Source organism: Anaerospora hongkongensis (assembly GCF_004339805.1).
In the GTDB taxonomy this organism is placed as follows: domain Bacteria; phylum Bacillota; class Negativicutes; order Sporomusales; family DSM-15969; genus Anaerospora; species Anaerospora hongkongensis.
The window spans coordinates 99,101-114,873 of sequence record NZ_SLUI01000001.1; the positions used below are offsets into that span (position 1 = coordinate 99,101).

Annotated in this window: 15 protein-coding genes and 1 riboswitch; all 15 genes read right to left on the minus strand. The window is 46.0% G+C overall.

Annotation, left to right across the window (positions count from 1 at the left end; translation table 11 throughout):
• Window positions 1-3: 3 nt before the first annotated feature.
• The 15 genes from rsmB to EV210_RS00510 all read right to left on the minus strand — a co-directional run bounded on the left by rsmB (window position 4) and on the right by EV210_RS00510 (window position 15,663).
• Entirely contained in the window at window positions 4-1,332 is a 1,329-nt protein-coding gene (gene rsmB, locus EV210_RS00440) for a 16S rRNA (cytosine(967)-C(5))-methyltransferase RsmB (RefSeq protein WP_132073900.1), read from the minus strand.
• A 1-nt stretch (window position 1,333) separates the two neighbouring features.
• Window positions 1,334-2,104, minus strand: a complete 771-nt coding sequence (locus EV210_RS00445; RefSeq protein ID WP_132073903.1) for a DUF116 domain-containing protein — start codon at window positions 2,102-2,104, stop codon at window positions 1,334-1,336.
• A gap of 8 nt (window positions 2,105-2,112) precedes the next feature.
• Window positions 2,113-3,054, minus strand: a complete 942-nt coding sequence (fmt, locus tag EV210_RS00450) for a methionyl-tRNA formyltransferase (protein ID WP_132073907.1) — start codon at window positions 3,052-3,054, stop codon at window positions 2,113-2,115.
• Window positions 3,051-3,512, minus strand: coding sequence for a peptide deformylase (def, locus tag EV210_RS00455; RefSeq protein WP_132073910.1), 462 nt, complete (start codon window positions 3,510-3,512; stop codon window positions 3,051-3,053). The genes fmt and def overlap by 4 nt, the downstream gene beginning before the upstream one ends.
• Window positions 3,513-3,628: 116 nt before the next feature.
• On the minus strand, window positions 3,629-6,052 hold the full coding sequence (gene priA, locus EV210_RS00460) for a primosomal protein N' (protein WP_132073913.1): 2,424 nt from the start codon (window positions 6,050-6,052) through the stop codon (window positions 3,629-3,631).
• 93 nt (window positions 6,053-6,145) lie between these two features.
• Window positions 6,146-6,358 carry a heavy-metal-associated domain-containing protein gene (locus EV210_RS00465; RefSeq protein ID WP_207900616.1) on the minus strand — a complete coding sequence of 71 codons (213 nt, stop codon included), beginning with the start codon at window positions 6,356-6,358 and terminating at the stop codon, window positions 6,146-6,148.
• A 74-nt stretch (window positions 6,359-6,432) separates the two neighbouring features.
• Window positions 6,433-7,623: a methionine adenosyltransferase gene (gene metK / locus EV210_RS00470; protein ID WP_132073916.1), complete on the minus strand. Its 1,191-nt coding sequence runs from the start codon at window positions 7,621-7,623 to the stop codon at window positions 6,433-6,435.
• A gap of 132 nt (window positions 7,624-7,755) precedes the next feature.
• Window positions 7,756-7,864, minus strand: a riboswitch (SAM riboswitch).
• Between the two features lie 59 nt (window positions 7,865-7,923).
• Window positions 7,924-9,114, minus strand: coding sequence for a bifunctional phosphopantothenoylcysteine decarboxylase/phosphopantothenate--cysteine ligase CoaBC (gene coaBC, locus EV210_RS00475; RefSeq protein ID WP_132073919.1), 1,191 nt, complete (start codon window positions 9,112-9,114; stop codon window positions 7,924-7,926).
• An 8-nt stretch (window positions 9,115-9,122) separates the two neighbouring features.
• Window positions 9,123-9,329, minus strand: coding sequence for a DNA-directed RNA polymerase subunit omega (gene rpoZ / locus EV210_RS00480; RefSeq protein WP_132073922.1), 207 nt, complete (start codon window positions 9,327-9,329; stop codon window positions 9,123-9,125).
• Window positions 9,330-9,342: 13 nt separating this feature from the next.
• Window positions 9,343-9,969 (minus strand): guanylate kinase, encoded by a 627-nt coding sequence (gene gmk, locus EV210_RS00485; RefSeq protein ID WP_132073925.1) that lies wholly within the window; start codon window positions 9,967-9,969, stop codon window positions 9,343-9,345.
• Between the two features lie 21 nt (window positions 9,970-9,990).
• Window positions 9,991-10,260, minus strand: coding sequence for an extracellular matrix/biofilm regulator RemA (remA, locus tag EV210_RS00490; RefSeq protein WP_132073928.1), 270 nt, complete (start codon window positions 10,258-10,260; stop codon window positions 9,991-9,993).
• 54 nt (window positions 10,261-10,314) lie between these two features.
• Window positions 10,315-11,199, minus strand: coding sequence for a YicC/YloC family endoribonuclease (locus tag EV210_RS00495; protein ID WP_132073931.1), 885 nt, complete (start codon window positions 11,197-11,199; stop codon window positions 10,315-10,317).
• Between the two features lie 150 nt (window positions 11,200-11,349).
• Window positions 11,350-11,949 (minus strand): hypothetical protein, encoded by a 600-nt coding sequence (locus EV210_RS00500; protein WP_132073934.1) that lies wholly within the window; start codon window positions 11,947-11,949, stop codon window positions 11,350-11,352.
• Between the two features lie 36 nt (window positions 11,950-11,985).
• Entirely contained in the window at window positions 11,986-12,831 is an 846-nt protein-coding gene (gene dapF, locus EV210_RS00505; RefSeq protein WP_132073937.1) for a diaminopimelate epimerase, read from the minus strand.
• A gap of 27 nt (window positions 12,832-12,858) precedes the next feature.
• Window positions 12,859-15,663: a calcium-transporting P-type ATPase, PMR1-type gene (locus EV210_RS00510; protein ID WP_243650377.1), complete on the minus strand. Its 2,805-nt coding sequence runs from the start codon at window positions 15,661-15,663 to the stop codon at window positions 12,859-12,861.
• Between the last annotated feature and the right edge of the window lie 110 nt (window positions 15,664-15,773).

Here is a 15,773-nt window from a genome sequence, read left to right on the forward strand (position 1 = left end):
CCATCACTTATTCCGTTTCATCCGAGCAATAAAGAAGCCGTCTACGCCATCAACATGCGGCCAGAGCTGCAGCATCCTATCCTTGCGTTCGCCAGGCAAATAGGAGCCTACGGGTTCTAGCGAATAGCCAGGATGTCTGCGCAGGAACTCTTCCACTACCTGCTCGTTTTCCTCAGGCTCTGTCGTGCAGGTACTATATACTAATATACCGTCTGGCTTTACACACTCTGCCGCACTTTCCAGAATTGCCAGCTGCAGGACAGGTAAATCACGCAGCATCGCTTGATTCTTACGCCATCTTGAATCCGGCTTGCGGCGCAATACGCCGAGACCCGAGCAAGGTGCGTCTACCAGTACGCGATCAGCCTGTCCGGCATAACGAAGGTGTAGCGTCGTCGCATCAAGCGCCTGTGTTTCTAACATGGTAATGCCCAGCCGCTTTGCATTCTCTTCTGTGAGTTTAAGCTTATGATCATACAAGTCAGTAGATAGCAGCCTGCCGCGATTGTTCATCAACGCAGCTATATGTGTACTCTTCCCGCCAGGGGCACCACAAGCATCAATAATAAATTCCCCGGGCTGTGGAGCAAGAACATGACTGACCAGCATCGAGCTTTCATCCTGGACCTGCATCAAACCGTCCTTGAGTGACGGTAAATTGGCCAGCGCAGGATGTTCGACGCAAATAATTCCCTCAGGCGTCCAATTGGATGCCTCACACTTAGCGCCCTCAGTTTCCAGACGTCTTAGCAATTCTTCACGGCTGATCTTTAACGTGTTAGTGCGCAAGCAAAGCGGCGGCGTTTCATTATTGATTCTCAGCAGTTTTTCACACTCGGCAAAACCCCAGCGCTCAAGCCATAACGTCACGAGCCACTCCGGATGAAAGTACTTTAAAGACAAGTAGCGTACAGGCTCATCCTGAGGATCCGGATATGTCGCTTTTTCCGGGCTGCGCGCAGCATTTCTGAGCACCGCATTAACAAACTTAACGGTCCCGGCATGTCCAAATTTTTTCGCTAAGTTCACCGCTTCATTACAAGCTGCCGAAGGGGGAACTTTTGTAAGGAAAAATAATTGATACATACCAATACGCAGGATGTTGCGAATGGTCGGATTTACCTTTTCCAACGGACGGCTGCTGTAATGGGATAACAGCCAGTCTAATGTGCCACCGGCCTTAGTTGTTCCATAAACCAGTTCCGTAGTAAAACGGCGGTCCTGATCCGTCAAGCGATGCCGGCTGAGCTCCCTCGATAGGACAATATTGGCGTAGGCGCCCTTACCTTCTATATCATTGACAATTTTAAGAGCTAATTCTCTTGCCTCCACGTTAATCCTCGCAATCCAAAAAATTATGTAGTGCTGCTTCCACTTGCGCTAAATCAACACGCGTATTGCAGCAAGGCCCTTCAGGCCGTTCATTTAATATTCCAATAACCGGTAAAGGAAATGCATCTTGTATGCCGCTGGTTAAATCCCGCTCGCAAGCAATTGCTAAAACAGCTTTCGGACGTATTGTCTTAATAATTTTGCGGGCGAGCGTACCACCAGTGGCCACTGCAAAATGCACGCCGTACCGACGGGAAATTTCCAGTAAATCGCCAACTTGGCAGGCACCACAGGAACGGCAATTATTTACATCCCTGGTGATTTTATGAGGGCAAGCCTCTTGCTGAATACAATGAGGTGTAAGAATTAACAGCCGGTCAGGTGATACCTTGATTCCTTTTCGCCTTACTAAGTGATTACTAACCTCAATAAAGGAATGTTCTACCCGCTCTTTATCAATATCCAGCAGTTTACCCAACCGCATAGCGATGGGAAAAAGCATATTAATGGTAGTCCACGCCGAGCGCTGGAAAAAGCTCAAGGTAGGAAATCCCAGAATTGCTAAAACAATACCGCCTAAACCAATAGCAATGGATAAAATAACGCCCACTAAGACAATACCTAAGAGATTAGGTAAATATGAGCTTATTGTAGCCAAGCCCGGTGAGCTTACTTTCCACAATCCATAAGTAGACAAAGCTGCCAAGCAAAGACTTACTAAGGTCAGCGCTAAAAAAACACGTTTTTTAGGACGAGTTACTGCTCCAATCATGATTCACCTCAACTAATGACATCACCTGGTTTGAGTCCATAGCCTCGAGCATACTCTCCACCGGTCATGCGGCGCTTATTAGCCGGCTGTACCTCTAAGAGCAGAATATTCTCAATGCCGGTTTGGACGACTATCGCATCAGGGGTAATTGCTTCAATTCTTCCTGGCATCAATTCCGCTTCCGTAGTATTTCCGATTTGTGTCTTCCATACTTTTAAAATATTGTCGTTGTGAAGACAATACGCTCCCGGCCAGGGATTAAGTCCCCGGACTAAATTGTGAATCGATACAGCAGACTGGCACCAGCTTATTTTTTCATGTTCCCGTTTTAAAAGGGATGCATAGGTGGCAGCAGCGTGCTCCTGGGGTGTGCGAGGTGCTTGCTGCTCAGCAAGCAGTTTTAGTGTATCGGATAATACTTGAGCCCCTAAATCCTTTAACCGGTCATGAATCTGACCGGTTGTTTCATCGGGTCCTATTGGTGTTTCGGCTTTTAAAATCATATCACCCGTATCCATGCCTGCATCCATATACATTGTGGTTACGCCAGTGAGTGCTTCACCGTTGATAACCGCCCAATGGATAGGTGCAGCACCACGATAATAAGGCAAAATTGATGCATGGACATTGATACACCCCAGTGGCGGCAGCGCCAGCATTTGCTTTGGCAAAAACTGTCCGAACGCGACAACAATAATCACGTCGGGAGCCAAGGCTGTCATCTGTTCTATAAACGCTGGTTCTTTTATCTTGGCTGGCTGCAAAACCGGCAGGTTATGGGCCAAAGCAGCAATCTTAACAGGTGAATATGCCAATTTTTGGCCGCGGCCTTTGGGCCGGTCAGGCTGTGTAACAACAGCCAGAACCTGATGTCCGTCTTCTACCAGTTTTTCTAAGCAGGGAACAGCAAAATCAGGCGTTCCCATATATACAATACGAAGCTTCCTCATTCTCCCTGCCCCTTGTAGATAGCGGTAGCTTTTTCAATAAATAGTATGCCTTCCAAATGATCAATTTCATGTTGCAGAGCACGCGCCAGCAAGCCTGTGCCGGTAACCCGGATTTTTTTGCCGGTTCGGTCAAGACCTTCAACCGTTACTTTGGCAAACCGTTCTACCTCACCATAAACACCTGGAACGCTTAAACATCCTTCGCGACCATTCTCACAGCCTTCAGATGCAACAATAATCGGGTTTATCAGCTCAATCAGCCCGTCACCAACATCAATGACAACGACTCTTAATGAGACGCCAACCTGGGGTGCTGCGAGGCCGACTCCATCGGCGGCATGCATTGTCTGTACCATATCATCTAATAATTGCCTAATACGCTTATCTATTTTTGTCACCGGAGTAGCAGTTGCTTTTAATACTTTGTCTCCAGCTTTTACAATTTCACGGACTGCCATTATGGCCCCCCTTTTATTTTCTCATTTTGTCCTCATTCTAGCATATATTAGGCAAAATATAAATCATCTTGTCAGCTTATCTTACACTAACGTACCCATTTTTTATCCTGCCCATGCTAGAGAAGACTAACCGGATCAACATCAATCAACAAATCAGAGCGGGAAATCAAGCCTGACTGACTGATTTTTTCTTTGAAGAGCTGCAAGTTCTTCGCTTTCACTAGTATATTCATGCGAAATACGTCCTTGACTCTAGCGATAGCAGCCGGAGCCGGCCCCAGTATCCTGACGTCACCGCACTGATCAGCCAAGCCTTTGAGAACAGAAGCAAGCAAGTTACTTTCAGTCACCGCCGCCTGTTCATTAGCCGCCAAAACAGTTAGTTTCATCATTTCTGCAAATGGCGGATATTCCAGCTGGGCGCGATATTTGATCTCCTGCTCATAAAAAGCAACATAGTCCTGCGCTGCTGCCGCAGTCACCGCATAATGATCAGGATTATAGGTCTGCACAACGACATGACCGGGTAAATTGCCCCGCCCGGCTCTGCCGGCCGCCTGGGTGAGCAGCGCAAAGGTCCGCTCTGCTGAGCGAAAATCAGGCAAGTTCAAGGCACTGTCAGCAGCTAAAATGCCAACTGCAGTTACATTTTTAATATCGTGGCCTTTCGCTACCATTTGCGTCCCCAGTAATATATCATATTTGCCAGCGGCAAATTCGTGCATAATATGATCGCTGTCCAGCTTGCCGCCGGTTGTATCCTGGTCCATGCGAATAATACGAGCCTCAGGAAAAAGCTTATTTAATTCTTCTTCCACCTTTTGCGTACCTGTTCCGAAATAACGGATATAACGACTTTGGCAAACCGGGCAAATGTCAGGAATGGGCTCTGTTGCTTGGCAATAATGACAGCGCAGCGTTTTTTGGGTCTGATGATAAACAAGCGCTACAGAACAGTGACGGCATTTAAGTACCAGGCCGCATTCGCGGCATAACACGAAAGTAGCATAGCCACGCCGGTTAAGGACAATGACAGCTTGCTCCCGGCGGCGGAGAGTAACGGTTAATAGCTCCATCAATGCTTCCGATAATACGCTTCTTCTTCCCTGGGCCAATTCATCCCGCATATCAACCGTAGTTACCTGTGGCAAAATCGCGTCATCCACACGAGAAGGCATAGTTAATAATTGATGGGTTCCTGCTAAGGCCCCGTAATAGCTTTCCAGGGATGGAGTAGCGCTGCCAAGGATGACCGGCGCACCCGCCAGCTTTCCACGGCAGATGGCAACTTGGCGGGTATGATACCGTGGTGTTTCTTCCTGTTTATAGGTAAATTCATGCTCTTCATCCATTATAATAATGCCCAAATTTTGTACGGGTGCAAAAATTGCCGACCTGGCGCCGATAACAATGCCAGCCTGATTGCTTTTCAATCGTTGAAAGGCATCGAATCTCTCACCTACTGATAGTTTGCTGTGAATCACGACTACATCATCACCAAAGCGGGCTTTAAACCGCGTCACAATTTGATTGGTAAGGGCAATTTCCGGAACGAGGACAATTGCCTGACGTCCTAAGCAGCGGACTGCAGCAACCGCTTCCAGATACACTTGCGTCTTACCGCTTCCGGTAATGCCATGGACAAGAAACGATTGATGCTGTTTGGCTTCCACTGCAGCTAAAACAGCCTGAAGTGCGGTTTGTTGCTCACCGGTCAGAGTCACATCAGAAGCAGTACTGCAAATATCTGCATAACTATCACGCAGCTGCTGACGCTCCTTAATCACAGCTGCACCGGTTTCGACCAGTCTTTTTATTGTGTCATGCGCAATGCTTTGTGCCTTTAAATTTGCTAACGGCAAACTTCTTTGGGATTGAAGCAATGCTAGTAACCGCTTTTGGGCCGGCCGGTTATTTAGTGTATTTTGCAACTGACGCACTGCTTCGTCCTCAATTGCCAATTCCAAGTAGCGGATATACTTAATATGCTTTTTACTGGTTGTTACCGATTCTACGCTGACCAGTTCATAGCGAATCAGCCAGCGAAGCACTCTTTTTATCTCTGTTCCGAAATTTTTTTCCAGCTGCGATAAACTTTGCTGACCTGTATTACAAAGATACTGATATAGCTGCTGGTATATCGCAGGCTTTGCAGCCAAAAGCCTGGCAATCGTTTGCTCATCACAGTTATTGTTCGCCCAATAAGCCGCTTTGCTTGTTATTCCGGCTTTTCCAGGAATAAACAACCGCAAAGCCTCAGCTAACGTGCATAAATAATAATCGCATATCCATTGAGCCGTTTTCAGCATATGTTCATCAAACCAGGGTGCATCATCCAGCGTATCCACTAACTGCTTTAGTTCTGAAGTATCACCTGAGTCAAGCCCTGTTATAAAGCCTTCTACCTTGCGTCCGCCAAAGGGAACAATTACCCGCCAGCCAACGTTCACGTAATCCAGCCGGCCAGGAATGGCATAAGAAAAAACTTTATTTACGGTGCGCACGGGAATATTTACAATGACTTGCGCAATTGCGTTCATATCACGTTCTCCTGACAATAAGAGAGAGGGACTTTACAGTCCCTCTTCCGGTTCATGTACCCTAATTATTCGTGACAGAATAAAAAACACCTGCTAGCCTTGAATCGAGTAGCCCAGCGTTTGCAGTGTCTCTTCGATGTAGCCGTCGGCAATTACTGCTGAATTGTACTCAATAGTAACTTTTTTAGACGTAAGATCTACATCAACACCGGAAACTCCTTCTAAATGCGATAGCGTATGTTCGATTCGATCCCGACAATGCTCGCCCTTAAGCCCACCTACACGATAGGTTGATTTTTTTTGCACAGTAATACTAACCCCCTTGGTTAATTTCATGGGCAACATTAGTATTACCAGCCACTCACTTTATCACTCGCAAATTATAGACCAGCTTCCTGACGAAGGATTTGTGCTTTATCAGTAGCTTCCCACGGTAATTCAATATCGGTACGGCCAAAATGGCCGTAAGCTGCCGTCTGGCGGTAAATTGGCCGGCGCAGATCCAGCGTTTTGATAATGCCGGCTGGGCGTAAATCGAAGTGTTTATTTACCAGTTCGGCTATCTTGTGTTCCGCAACCTTAGCCGTACCAAAGGTCTCAACAAAAATAGAAACCGGACGGGCAACGCCAATAGCATAAGCTAATTGAATTTCACATTTATCTGCCAAACCGGCAGCAACTATATTTTTAGCTACATAGCGGGCAGCGTAGGCAGCCGAACGGTCTACTTTTGTTGGATCTTTCCCCGAGAAAGCACCGCCGCCATGACGCGCCATTCCGCCGTACGTGTCTACAATAATTTTCCGTCCCGTCAGGCCCGAGTCCCCTTGCGGTCCGCCGACTACGAAACGACCAGTGGGATTAATGTAATATTTCGTAGCGCTGTCAAGCAGCTCTGCCGGCACTACAGGAATAATAACCTCAGCGATAAGCTCTTTTTCAATTGTTTTTAACTCTACATCCGGGCTGTGCTGTGTGGAAATAACAATGGTATCCACCCGTACAGGCTTGCCATCGATATATTCAACCGTAACTTGTGTCTTACCGTCCGGACGGAGATAATCCAATTGTCCGTTTTTACGAACTTCCGATAACCGTCTAGCCAGTTTATGAGCCAAAGAAATCGGTAATGGCATAAATTCAGGCGTTTCATTAGTAGCATAGCCGAACATCATGCCCTGGTCACCGGCGCCAATAGCCTCAACCTCGTCTGATTGGCCTTGTTTTGCTTCTAACGCCTGATTAACGCCCATGGCAATATCGGGAGATTGTTCGTCAATCGAAATTAAAACACCGCAAGTTTCGCTGTCAAAGCCAAATTTTGCGCGAGTGTAGCCAATCTCTTTAATTGTCTCACGCACAATTTTCGGAATATCGACATAGCACTTCGTGGTAATTTCTCCAACAACATGCACAATACCCGTTGTTACCAACGTTTCGCAAGCAATCCGCGCAGTAGGATCCTGAGCAATAATCGCATCAAGAACACTATCCGATATTTGATCGGCTATTTTATCAGGATGACCTTCCGTTACGGATTCAGATGTAAACAATACTCGTTTCTTATCCAACTTAGAACCTCCTCAGAGTATGAATTTTAAGACTCCGACATATTTCTGCTCAAGTGAGTCTATATATCTTATTCAAAAACGCGAAATGTTGAATAAGATAAAAAAAACTCCCATAGGGAGGTGGTGACCACTCTCCCATCTTGCAGGATTAATCCTGCCGGAATTGGCACCGTTTTCACATAAGCGCGAATGGTTGCCGCGGTTTCATCGGGCCTGTCCCTCCACCAACTCTCGATGAGCATTTTATTTAGTTTCACCAAAGCAATTTTAAAGGAAGCAAGGCAAAAAAGCAAGAAATTTTTACATTAAACTACAAATTCTGTCTAATATAATGCCGGCAAGTTTCGTTTTTTCCATTTTGGGCAAATCTTCTATCCGCCCGTCCCGGTACAGCAGTTTAACAATATTTGTATCCGTATTAAATCCTGCGTCAGGCAGCATCACATTGTTGGCAACGATCATATCTGCATTTTTGCGGTTCAGTTTCTCGGTAGCATACGCAACCAGCTGTTCTGTCTCAGCCGCAAAACCGACTAATATTTGTTTTGTTTTTAGTCTGCCCAATTCAGCCAGTATATCCGGATTTTTTTCCAAAGTGATTGTTAAATTCTCATCATTCTTTTTTATTTTGTGTTCTGCCTGCTTGACACAACGGTAATCGGCAACTGCAGCTGCTTTAATCACGATGTCGGCATCATGATATTGGGCCAGTACAGCATCGCGCATTTGCTGTGCCGACTCAACAGATATAACAGTAACGCCCTGAGGCGCAGGCAGGTTTGCCGGTCCTGAAACCAGCAGAACTTCAGCCCCTCTTGCTGCGGCAGCCCCAGCAAGGGCATAGCCCATTTTGCCGCTTGACCGGTTGCCGATATACCGGACCGGATCAAGCGGCTCGCGAGTGCCGCCAGCAGTGATGAGTACTTTTTTCCCTTGTAAGGAACAATTCCGGTTAAAAAGGTTACCTACATACTCAACAATTGTACTCGGCTCAGCCAAACGGCCGGGCCCTTCTACACCACATGCCAGCATGCCGGTAGCCGGTTCAATGAAACGATACCCCAGAGACGCTAGTTTTGTAATATTCTGCTGAGTAATAGGATTCAGATACATATTCGTATTCATGGCCGGCGCAATTACCACAGGTGCCTTTGTGGCCATAACGGTAGTTGACAGCATATCATCTGCAATTCCATTGGCAATTTTACCGATAATATTAGCCGTCGCAGGAGCAATCAGAAATATATCAGCCAATGTTGCCAATGCAATATGCTCAACATTCCAGGTTTTCGGTTCCTCCCACATGTGTACAGCTACCGGATTTGCACTTAGTTCTCTAAACGTCAGCGGTGTAACAAATTTAGTGGCCCCTTCCGTCATGATAACATGAACGGCAGCCCCTGCTTTTTTAAGGCGGCTGACAACTTCAACCGCCTTATAGGCGGCAATGCCGCCGGTTACACCAAGAACGATATTTTTGCCACGCAGCATACTTCCTCCTACTTAATCCCTGTCTTGGTACGCTCAAAAGTAACTTTATTTTGCGAAATTTCTTCCAAGGCAAGAGTAACAGGCTTATTGGATTTACTTTCAGCAGCTGCCGGATCTCCGCTCATAATCTCTCTGGCTCTTTTGGCCGAAAGCGTTACCAGCGTATATTTACTGTCTACCTTACTAACTAAGCTATCTAAGGATGGATGAATCATTATAGTCCCACCTCTATTCTTCTAATCTGCATTTATCGTGACATATATGTTCAATTAAAGCGTTATTTCTCTTAACCTTACACCGTTCGGCTGAAATAATGGCCGCAATTTGCTTTACAGCGTCCTCTACCTTATCATTCACTACGATATAGTCGTAGTTATGAGCCAGCAGTAATTCCTTACTGACACAGTTGAGCCGCTTCTGAATGACTTCAGGGCTATCCGTCCCCCGTTTATAAATCCGATGCGAAAGCTCATTAAGCGACGGTGGTACTATGTAAATAAAAACTCCTGCGGGAAATTTCGTTTTAACTTGCATAGCTCCCTGTATATCAATCTCCAGTACAACATCCTTGCCGGCCTCCAGCAATTGCATAACATGCTGCTGGGGTGTACCGTAATAGTTGCCGTACACTTCAGCAAATTCCAGCAAATCATCCTTTTGAATCATCGTTTGAAATTCCGAATGAGACAAAAAGAAATAATTAACGCCATGATGTTCACCCGGGCGCGGTGCCCTTGTAGTAGCAGAGATGGAATCATGTAAATCAGGATAACTACGCAGCAATTCACGGCAAATTGTCCCTTTGCCGGTGCCGGACGGACCTGACAGGACAATTAGAATTCCTTGCGGCGTCATAAAGTGGCTCCTTTCCGTATGCTATTCGGCCGTATCATCACTGCTAGTTTCTTTGCTAGCTAAGCGATGAGCTACCGTCTCAGGCTGTACTGCAGAGAGTATGACATGATCACTATCTGCAATAATGACTGCACGGGTGCGTCGTCCGTAAGTGGCATCAATCAGCATTCCCCTGTCGCGAGCTTCCTGAATGATTCGCTTGATAGGCGCCGATTCGGGACTAACGATGGAAATAATCCGGTTTGCAGACACAATATTACCAAAACCGATATTGATTAGTTTAATATCCATTCACAATTCCTCCTACATTTTAGTTCCCATGAAACCATTCTATATTGCTCTATATTACTCTATGTTTTGGATTTGCTCTCTGACCTTCTCAATTTCACTTTTAATTTCCACAATAATTCCGGCAACAGAAAGATCATTTGCTTTGGAACCAATCGTATTAGTTTCACGATTGATTTCCTGAATGATAAAATCCAATTTACGGCCAACAGCCTCACCCGACAAAAGAGCTGCGCGCAATTGGGACATATGGCTTTTAAAGCGGACAATCTCTTCTGTAAAATTCGTCCGATCGGCAAAAATAGCTGTTTCCTGCAACAAACGTCCCTCATCCGGTTCAATTCCTACCGAGGTAACAAGTTCGCGCATTCTGGCAAAAAGTTTATTCCGGTATTCCGCTAAAATTTCCGGCGCCCTGAGTTCAATCTGCTCGATAAGGCCAGTCAATTTTTCTACACGGGACAATAAATCCGTTTGGATTGCTTCCCCTTCCGCCAGCCGCATGCCCAGCAGATTAGCAACCGCCTGATCAACAGCCTGATTTAGTTTTACCCAAATTAATTCTACATCCTCAGTAACTTCCTCCACTTTCAGCACATCCGGATATTTTGCAATGTGATAGACATTGTTACTCAACGGAGTATTGAGTAAACTGCCTAATTCTTCTAATGCACTATGGTACGCCATTGCTAATTCTTTGTCAACCCTAACTATTCTTTGCTTTTGCGAGTAGTCATCTAACGTAATATATACGTCAATCCGTCCCCGCGCCAATGATCCGGCAACAGTCCGGCGAATCCTATCCTCGAGACTGCCCAACTGTTTTGGCATGCGGATGACAATTTCATTATAGCGATGATTAACAGCCTTGACTTCAACGATGATTCGCTGCTTGGCATCAAGAAACTCTCCTCGGCCAAATCCAGTCATGCTTTTAAGCATAAGAGGCACCTTCCTTTGCGTATGTATTATTAACGGCTCAAAATATATTTAATCCTGATTTTTCAAAATAACTTCTCCTTTCTTCTTATAATTCCTTTTTTCTCCTTAAAATAAAAGACTTGGCAAAAGCCAAGTCTTTTATTTTAAGGCCTATTTGATTTTTGCTAAATCGAAATAAAAAGAATGGCTCTGCTTATCACCGGTCGTTACCCGAAGCATAATCGGCTTATTCGGTTCAATGTCACGCTGCAGGAAATAAAGATAAGCCCTTGCCATGTACAAAGCTTTATTACTGTTTGCATTGGCAACACGTTCCGCTGCCGCACTGTTTATATCCCGGGTTAAGACATCTTTATTTCCCTGCTTAATAACAGCAGCAAGCTTATCAGCAAATTGCGGCGTATCGCCATAAAGCGTGACGCTGAAGCTTAAATATCCCGCATAGTCGGACAGTATCTTTTCACTGTCCCCTATCTTAACCGGCATTTTCGCCTGACTTTTCTCCCTGGCATCAACGGCAATCAGTAAGTATGGTGTATACAAATAAGCTTTCTCCGCTGAATCGGTAATTTTGGCAGCCTTCTCTTCATAAGCCGTCCAAGGAGCCAGAAATTCAGCCACATCCATTTGCGAATGTGACATGCCATAAGTTTGTGCATCTTTTATTACAGCTTCATTAATCGGTGTGATTGCATACACCGGAAGGGTGCAAATAATTAGCAGCATGACTATGACCGTGCTGATTCTCATCCCAAAACTCCTCTATAACCTCTATTTGCCCTTACATCAGACTTTCCCTAAATAAGTCCCCCGAAAAACCTCAATTGCCGGACCTGACATATAAACATGATTATCGCCTCTCCACTCAACGAACAAATCGCCGCCATCTAATTCAACAGTGATGGCCCGGTCCGTTTTCTCATTCAGAACAGCAGCAACCAGCGTAGCACTTGCGCCGGTACCACAGGCTAACGTAATGCCGGCACCGCGTTCCCAAACGCGCATACGCACTTTATTGGAACTAAGCACCTGAACAAATTCCACATTTGTTTTGCGGGGAAAGTACGAATGGGTTTCAACGTGCGGCCCTACCTGTGCCAAATCGACAGATGCAAGATCATCAACGAAAATCACGCAATGGGGATTGCCCATGGAAACACAAGTGATGCGATAAACTGCACCTGCAGCCTCTAAAGGAATACTCACCGCCTGGGAATCCGCTTCACCGGTTACCGGTATTTCACTGCGCCGCAAGCGGGGCTCCCCCATATCAACACAAATCGTTTTGACCTGGCCACCATCAAAAATAATTTCCGGTTTAATCAAGCCTGCCAGCGTCTCCAGCGTTAAACTGGTTTTTTCTGACAACCCATTTTCGTAAACATAACGGGCAATACACCGGGTTGCATTGCCACACATTTCGGCCTCACTGCCATCAGAATTAAAAATCCGTATTCTAAAATCTGCATCGGCAGTTGTGGGAGGCAGCAAAATAACCAATCCATCTGCACCTATACCAAAATGCCGATCACAAACAGCAATGGCGGCTTGCTTGTAATCATTCAGTTTTTCTTGAAAGCCGTTAACAATTACAAAATCATTGCCTTGCCCGTGCCACTTGGAAAACTGCATGTCTAATTCCTCCTGTACTATCGCTTATTACTTATTGTACCCTATTGCAGCGCGACGTACAACGGAACGGCGGCGAAATACAAAATGTTTTATCGCTCCCAGAATAAAAGTCCAGCCGGAAACAGTCAGCACGATTGCCCAGTCATATAAGGACATCGGTACTGTCTCAAAAATACCGCTGAGAAAGGGAGTATAAACAACTGCTATCTGCATTATAGTAGAGCAAGTTACGGCGGCAACTAAAAATTTATTACTAAACAGCCCAACCTCAAAAATAGTCATCATCTCTGAACGGCAGTCAAAGACATGGAACATCTGAGAAAATACCAGTGTGCAGAAAGCCATTGTCCTTGCCAGAGCAATGTCATTCTGGATGTAATAGCCAAAGGCAAAAACTGCAACCGTCGAAAGACCAATTTGCGTGCCGCGGGAAATAATTTTGCGGCTTAGCCCCCGGGAAAACACACTTTCACCGGGATGCCGCGGCGGACGATTCATAATATCCCGTTCTCGCGGATCAATCCCCAGTGCCATTGCCGGCAGTCCGTCAGTAACAAGGTTAACCCATAGTATTTGCACCGGAATCAGCGGCAGCGGCATGCCGGCAACAGCGGCAATAAACATGGTTAAAACTTCACCAATATTACAAGCAAGCAAATACCGGATAAATTTGCGGATATTTTCATAGATTCCCCGCCCTTCCTCAACAGCAGCCACGATGGTGGCGAAATTATCATCCATTAAAATCATCGAAGAAGCTTCTTTGGTAACATCCGTACCGGTAATCCCCATAGATACCCCGATATCGGCTTCTTTAATAGCCGGTGCATCGTTAACACCGTCACCCGTCATTGCTACTATGTGTCCATTACGCTTAAGGGCCCTAACGATGCGCAGCTTATGAGCCGGCGAAACGCGGGCGTAGACAGTAACCTCATTTACTATTCTTGCCAGCTGACTGTCATCGAGGGCATCCAATTCTTTCCCAGTTAACGACTTATTGCTTTCGTCCTTATAAATAGTAAGCTCTCTAGCAATGGCAATTGCTGTGTTTTTGTGATCGCCGGTAATCATTACCGCTTTAATTCCCGCCTGACGGCAGGTCATTATGGCAGTCTTTACTTCTTCCCGCGGCGGATCAATCATTCCGACCAATCCGGCAAATACAAGCTCTCGTTCCACCTCTTCGCTGATTTGAGCAGCCTCGGCCTTCGCTACACGCCGGTAGGCAACAGCCAGTACGCGCAGTGCCTGTGAAGCCATCTGATCACTGGCAGCAGCAATTGCAGCTGCGCCATCAGGAGTAAGCGGAGTCTCGCCTCTGCTGGTATACTGATAGCGGCACAAATCAAGGATCGTATCCGGGGCACCCTTCGTATAAAGGATATCACCTTCAGGACCATGATATAAAATAGACATTCTCCGCCGTTCCGATTCAAATGGTATTTCCGCTATACGGTTTTCATTTTTTTCCAGATCAGACTTCCATATCCCTGCCTTAGCAGCAGCTACAATCAGCGCACCTTCTGTGGGATCTCCTTCCACTGACATTCCGTTGTTGCCTCCACCAGTCAAGCGGCGCCATATCCCTGTAATACTGACATTATTTTGCTTTAGCACACTGTTGTTACATAAGGCACCGATCATTAATGTTTTCTGCAGGCATTTATCTTTTTTACTATCAACATCTTTTTGATTTAAGAGAAACTGTCCCTTAATTTCATAACCTGCTCCTGTCACATCAAACAAGGAATTCCCCGAATAGATACTGCGCACTGTCATAACATTCTGGGTAAGTGTGCCAGTCTTATCCGAACAAATGACGGTGGTGCAGCCAAGCGTTTCGACAGCAGGCAGCTTACGGACAATAGCATTGCGTTTAATCATTCTTTGCACACCGAGTGCTAAAGCGACAGTAACAATGGCTGGCAGACCTTCCGGGATCGCGGCTACTGCCAGGCTGATACCAGCCATCAGCATAAGCAGAATAGGCTCGCCCTTAATTAAGCCGGTAATGACGACAACTAAGCAGATTCCCAGGCAGCCCCATACCAGCAGCCGTCCTAATTGCTCTAATCGACGCTGCAACGGAGTTTCTTCCGTTTCGCTGGACTGAATCATTTTGGCGATGTGCCCCACTTCTGTTGCCATACCGGTCGCACAAACTACCGCTAAACCACGGCCTCTCGTAACACTGGTACCGGAAAAGACCATATTTTTACGGTCACCAAGCGGACTGTCCTCCTGGAACTGCTTGTCTGACTCTTTACGGACAGGCAAAGATTCTCCGGTAAGTGCCGCTTCTTCGATTTCCAGACTGTGCGTACTTACCAGCCGGCCATCGGCAGCCAATTTATCTCCAGCTTCCAAAGATAAAATATCGCCAGGGACAAGTTCCCGTGCCGGAATATGCTGGACCGTGCCATTTCGTACGACACGGGCAGTCGGTGCTGCCAGTTTTTTTAATGCTTCCATTGACTGTTCGGCCCGGTATTCCTGGATAAAACCCAGTACCGCATTAATCAGGACAATAGCAAGAATCGTAACGGCATCTACATACTCACCTAAAAAGGCGGATATCAGTGTCGCACCGAGTAATACCAATACCATAAAATCCTGGAACTGAGCTAAAAACCGTTTCCACCAGACTGTCTTTTGCTTTTCTTCCAGTTCATTAAAACCGAACTTTTCCAGTCTTACAGCCGCTTCTTTATTACTTAATCCTTCATTTGGATGAGTCTCCCAAAAAACTAATGCGTCATCCGCAGATCGGGCATACCATTTTTCCATATTCACACCAAGCACCTCACTAACTTGAGTTTCTCTATCCATGTTATTCCAAATCCAGGATAATTAGACCAGGTACTGCAGGAATGCCTACTGCCTTAGCAAGCCTATAGGTATTCTGTTTGACCTGCCTCCGGCAAGAATGATATACTATT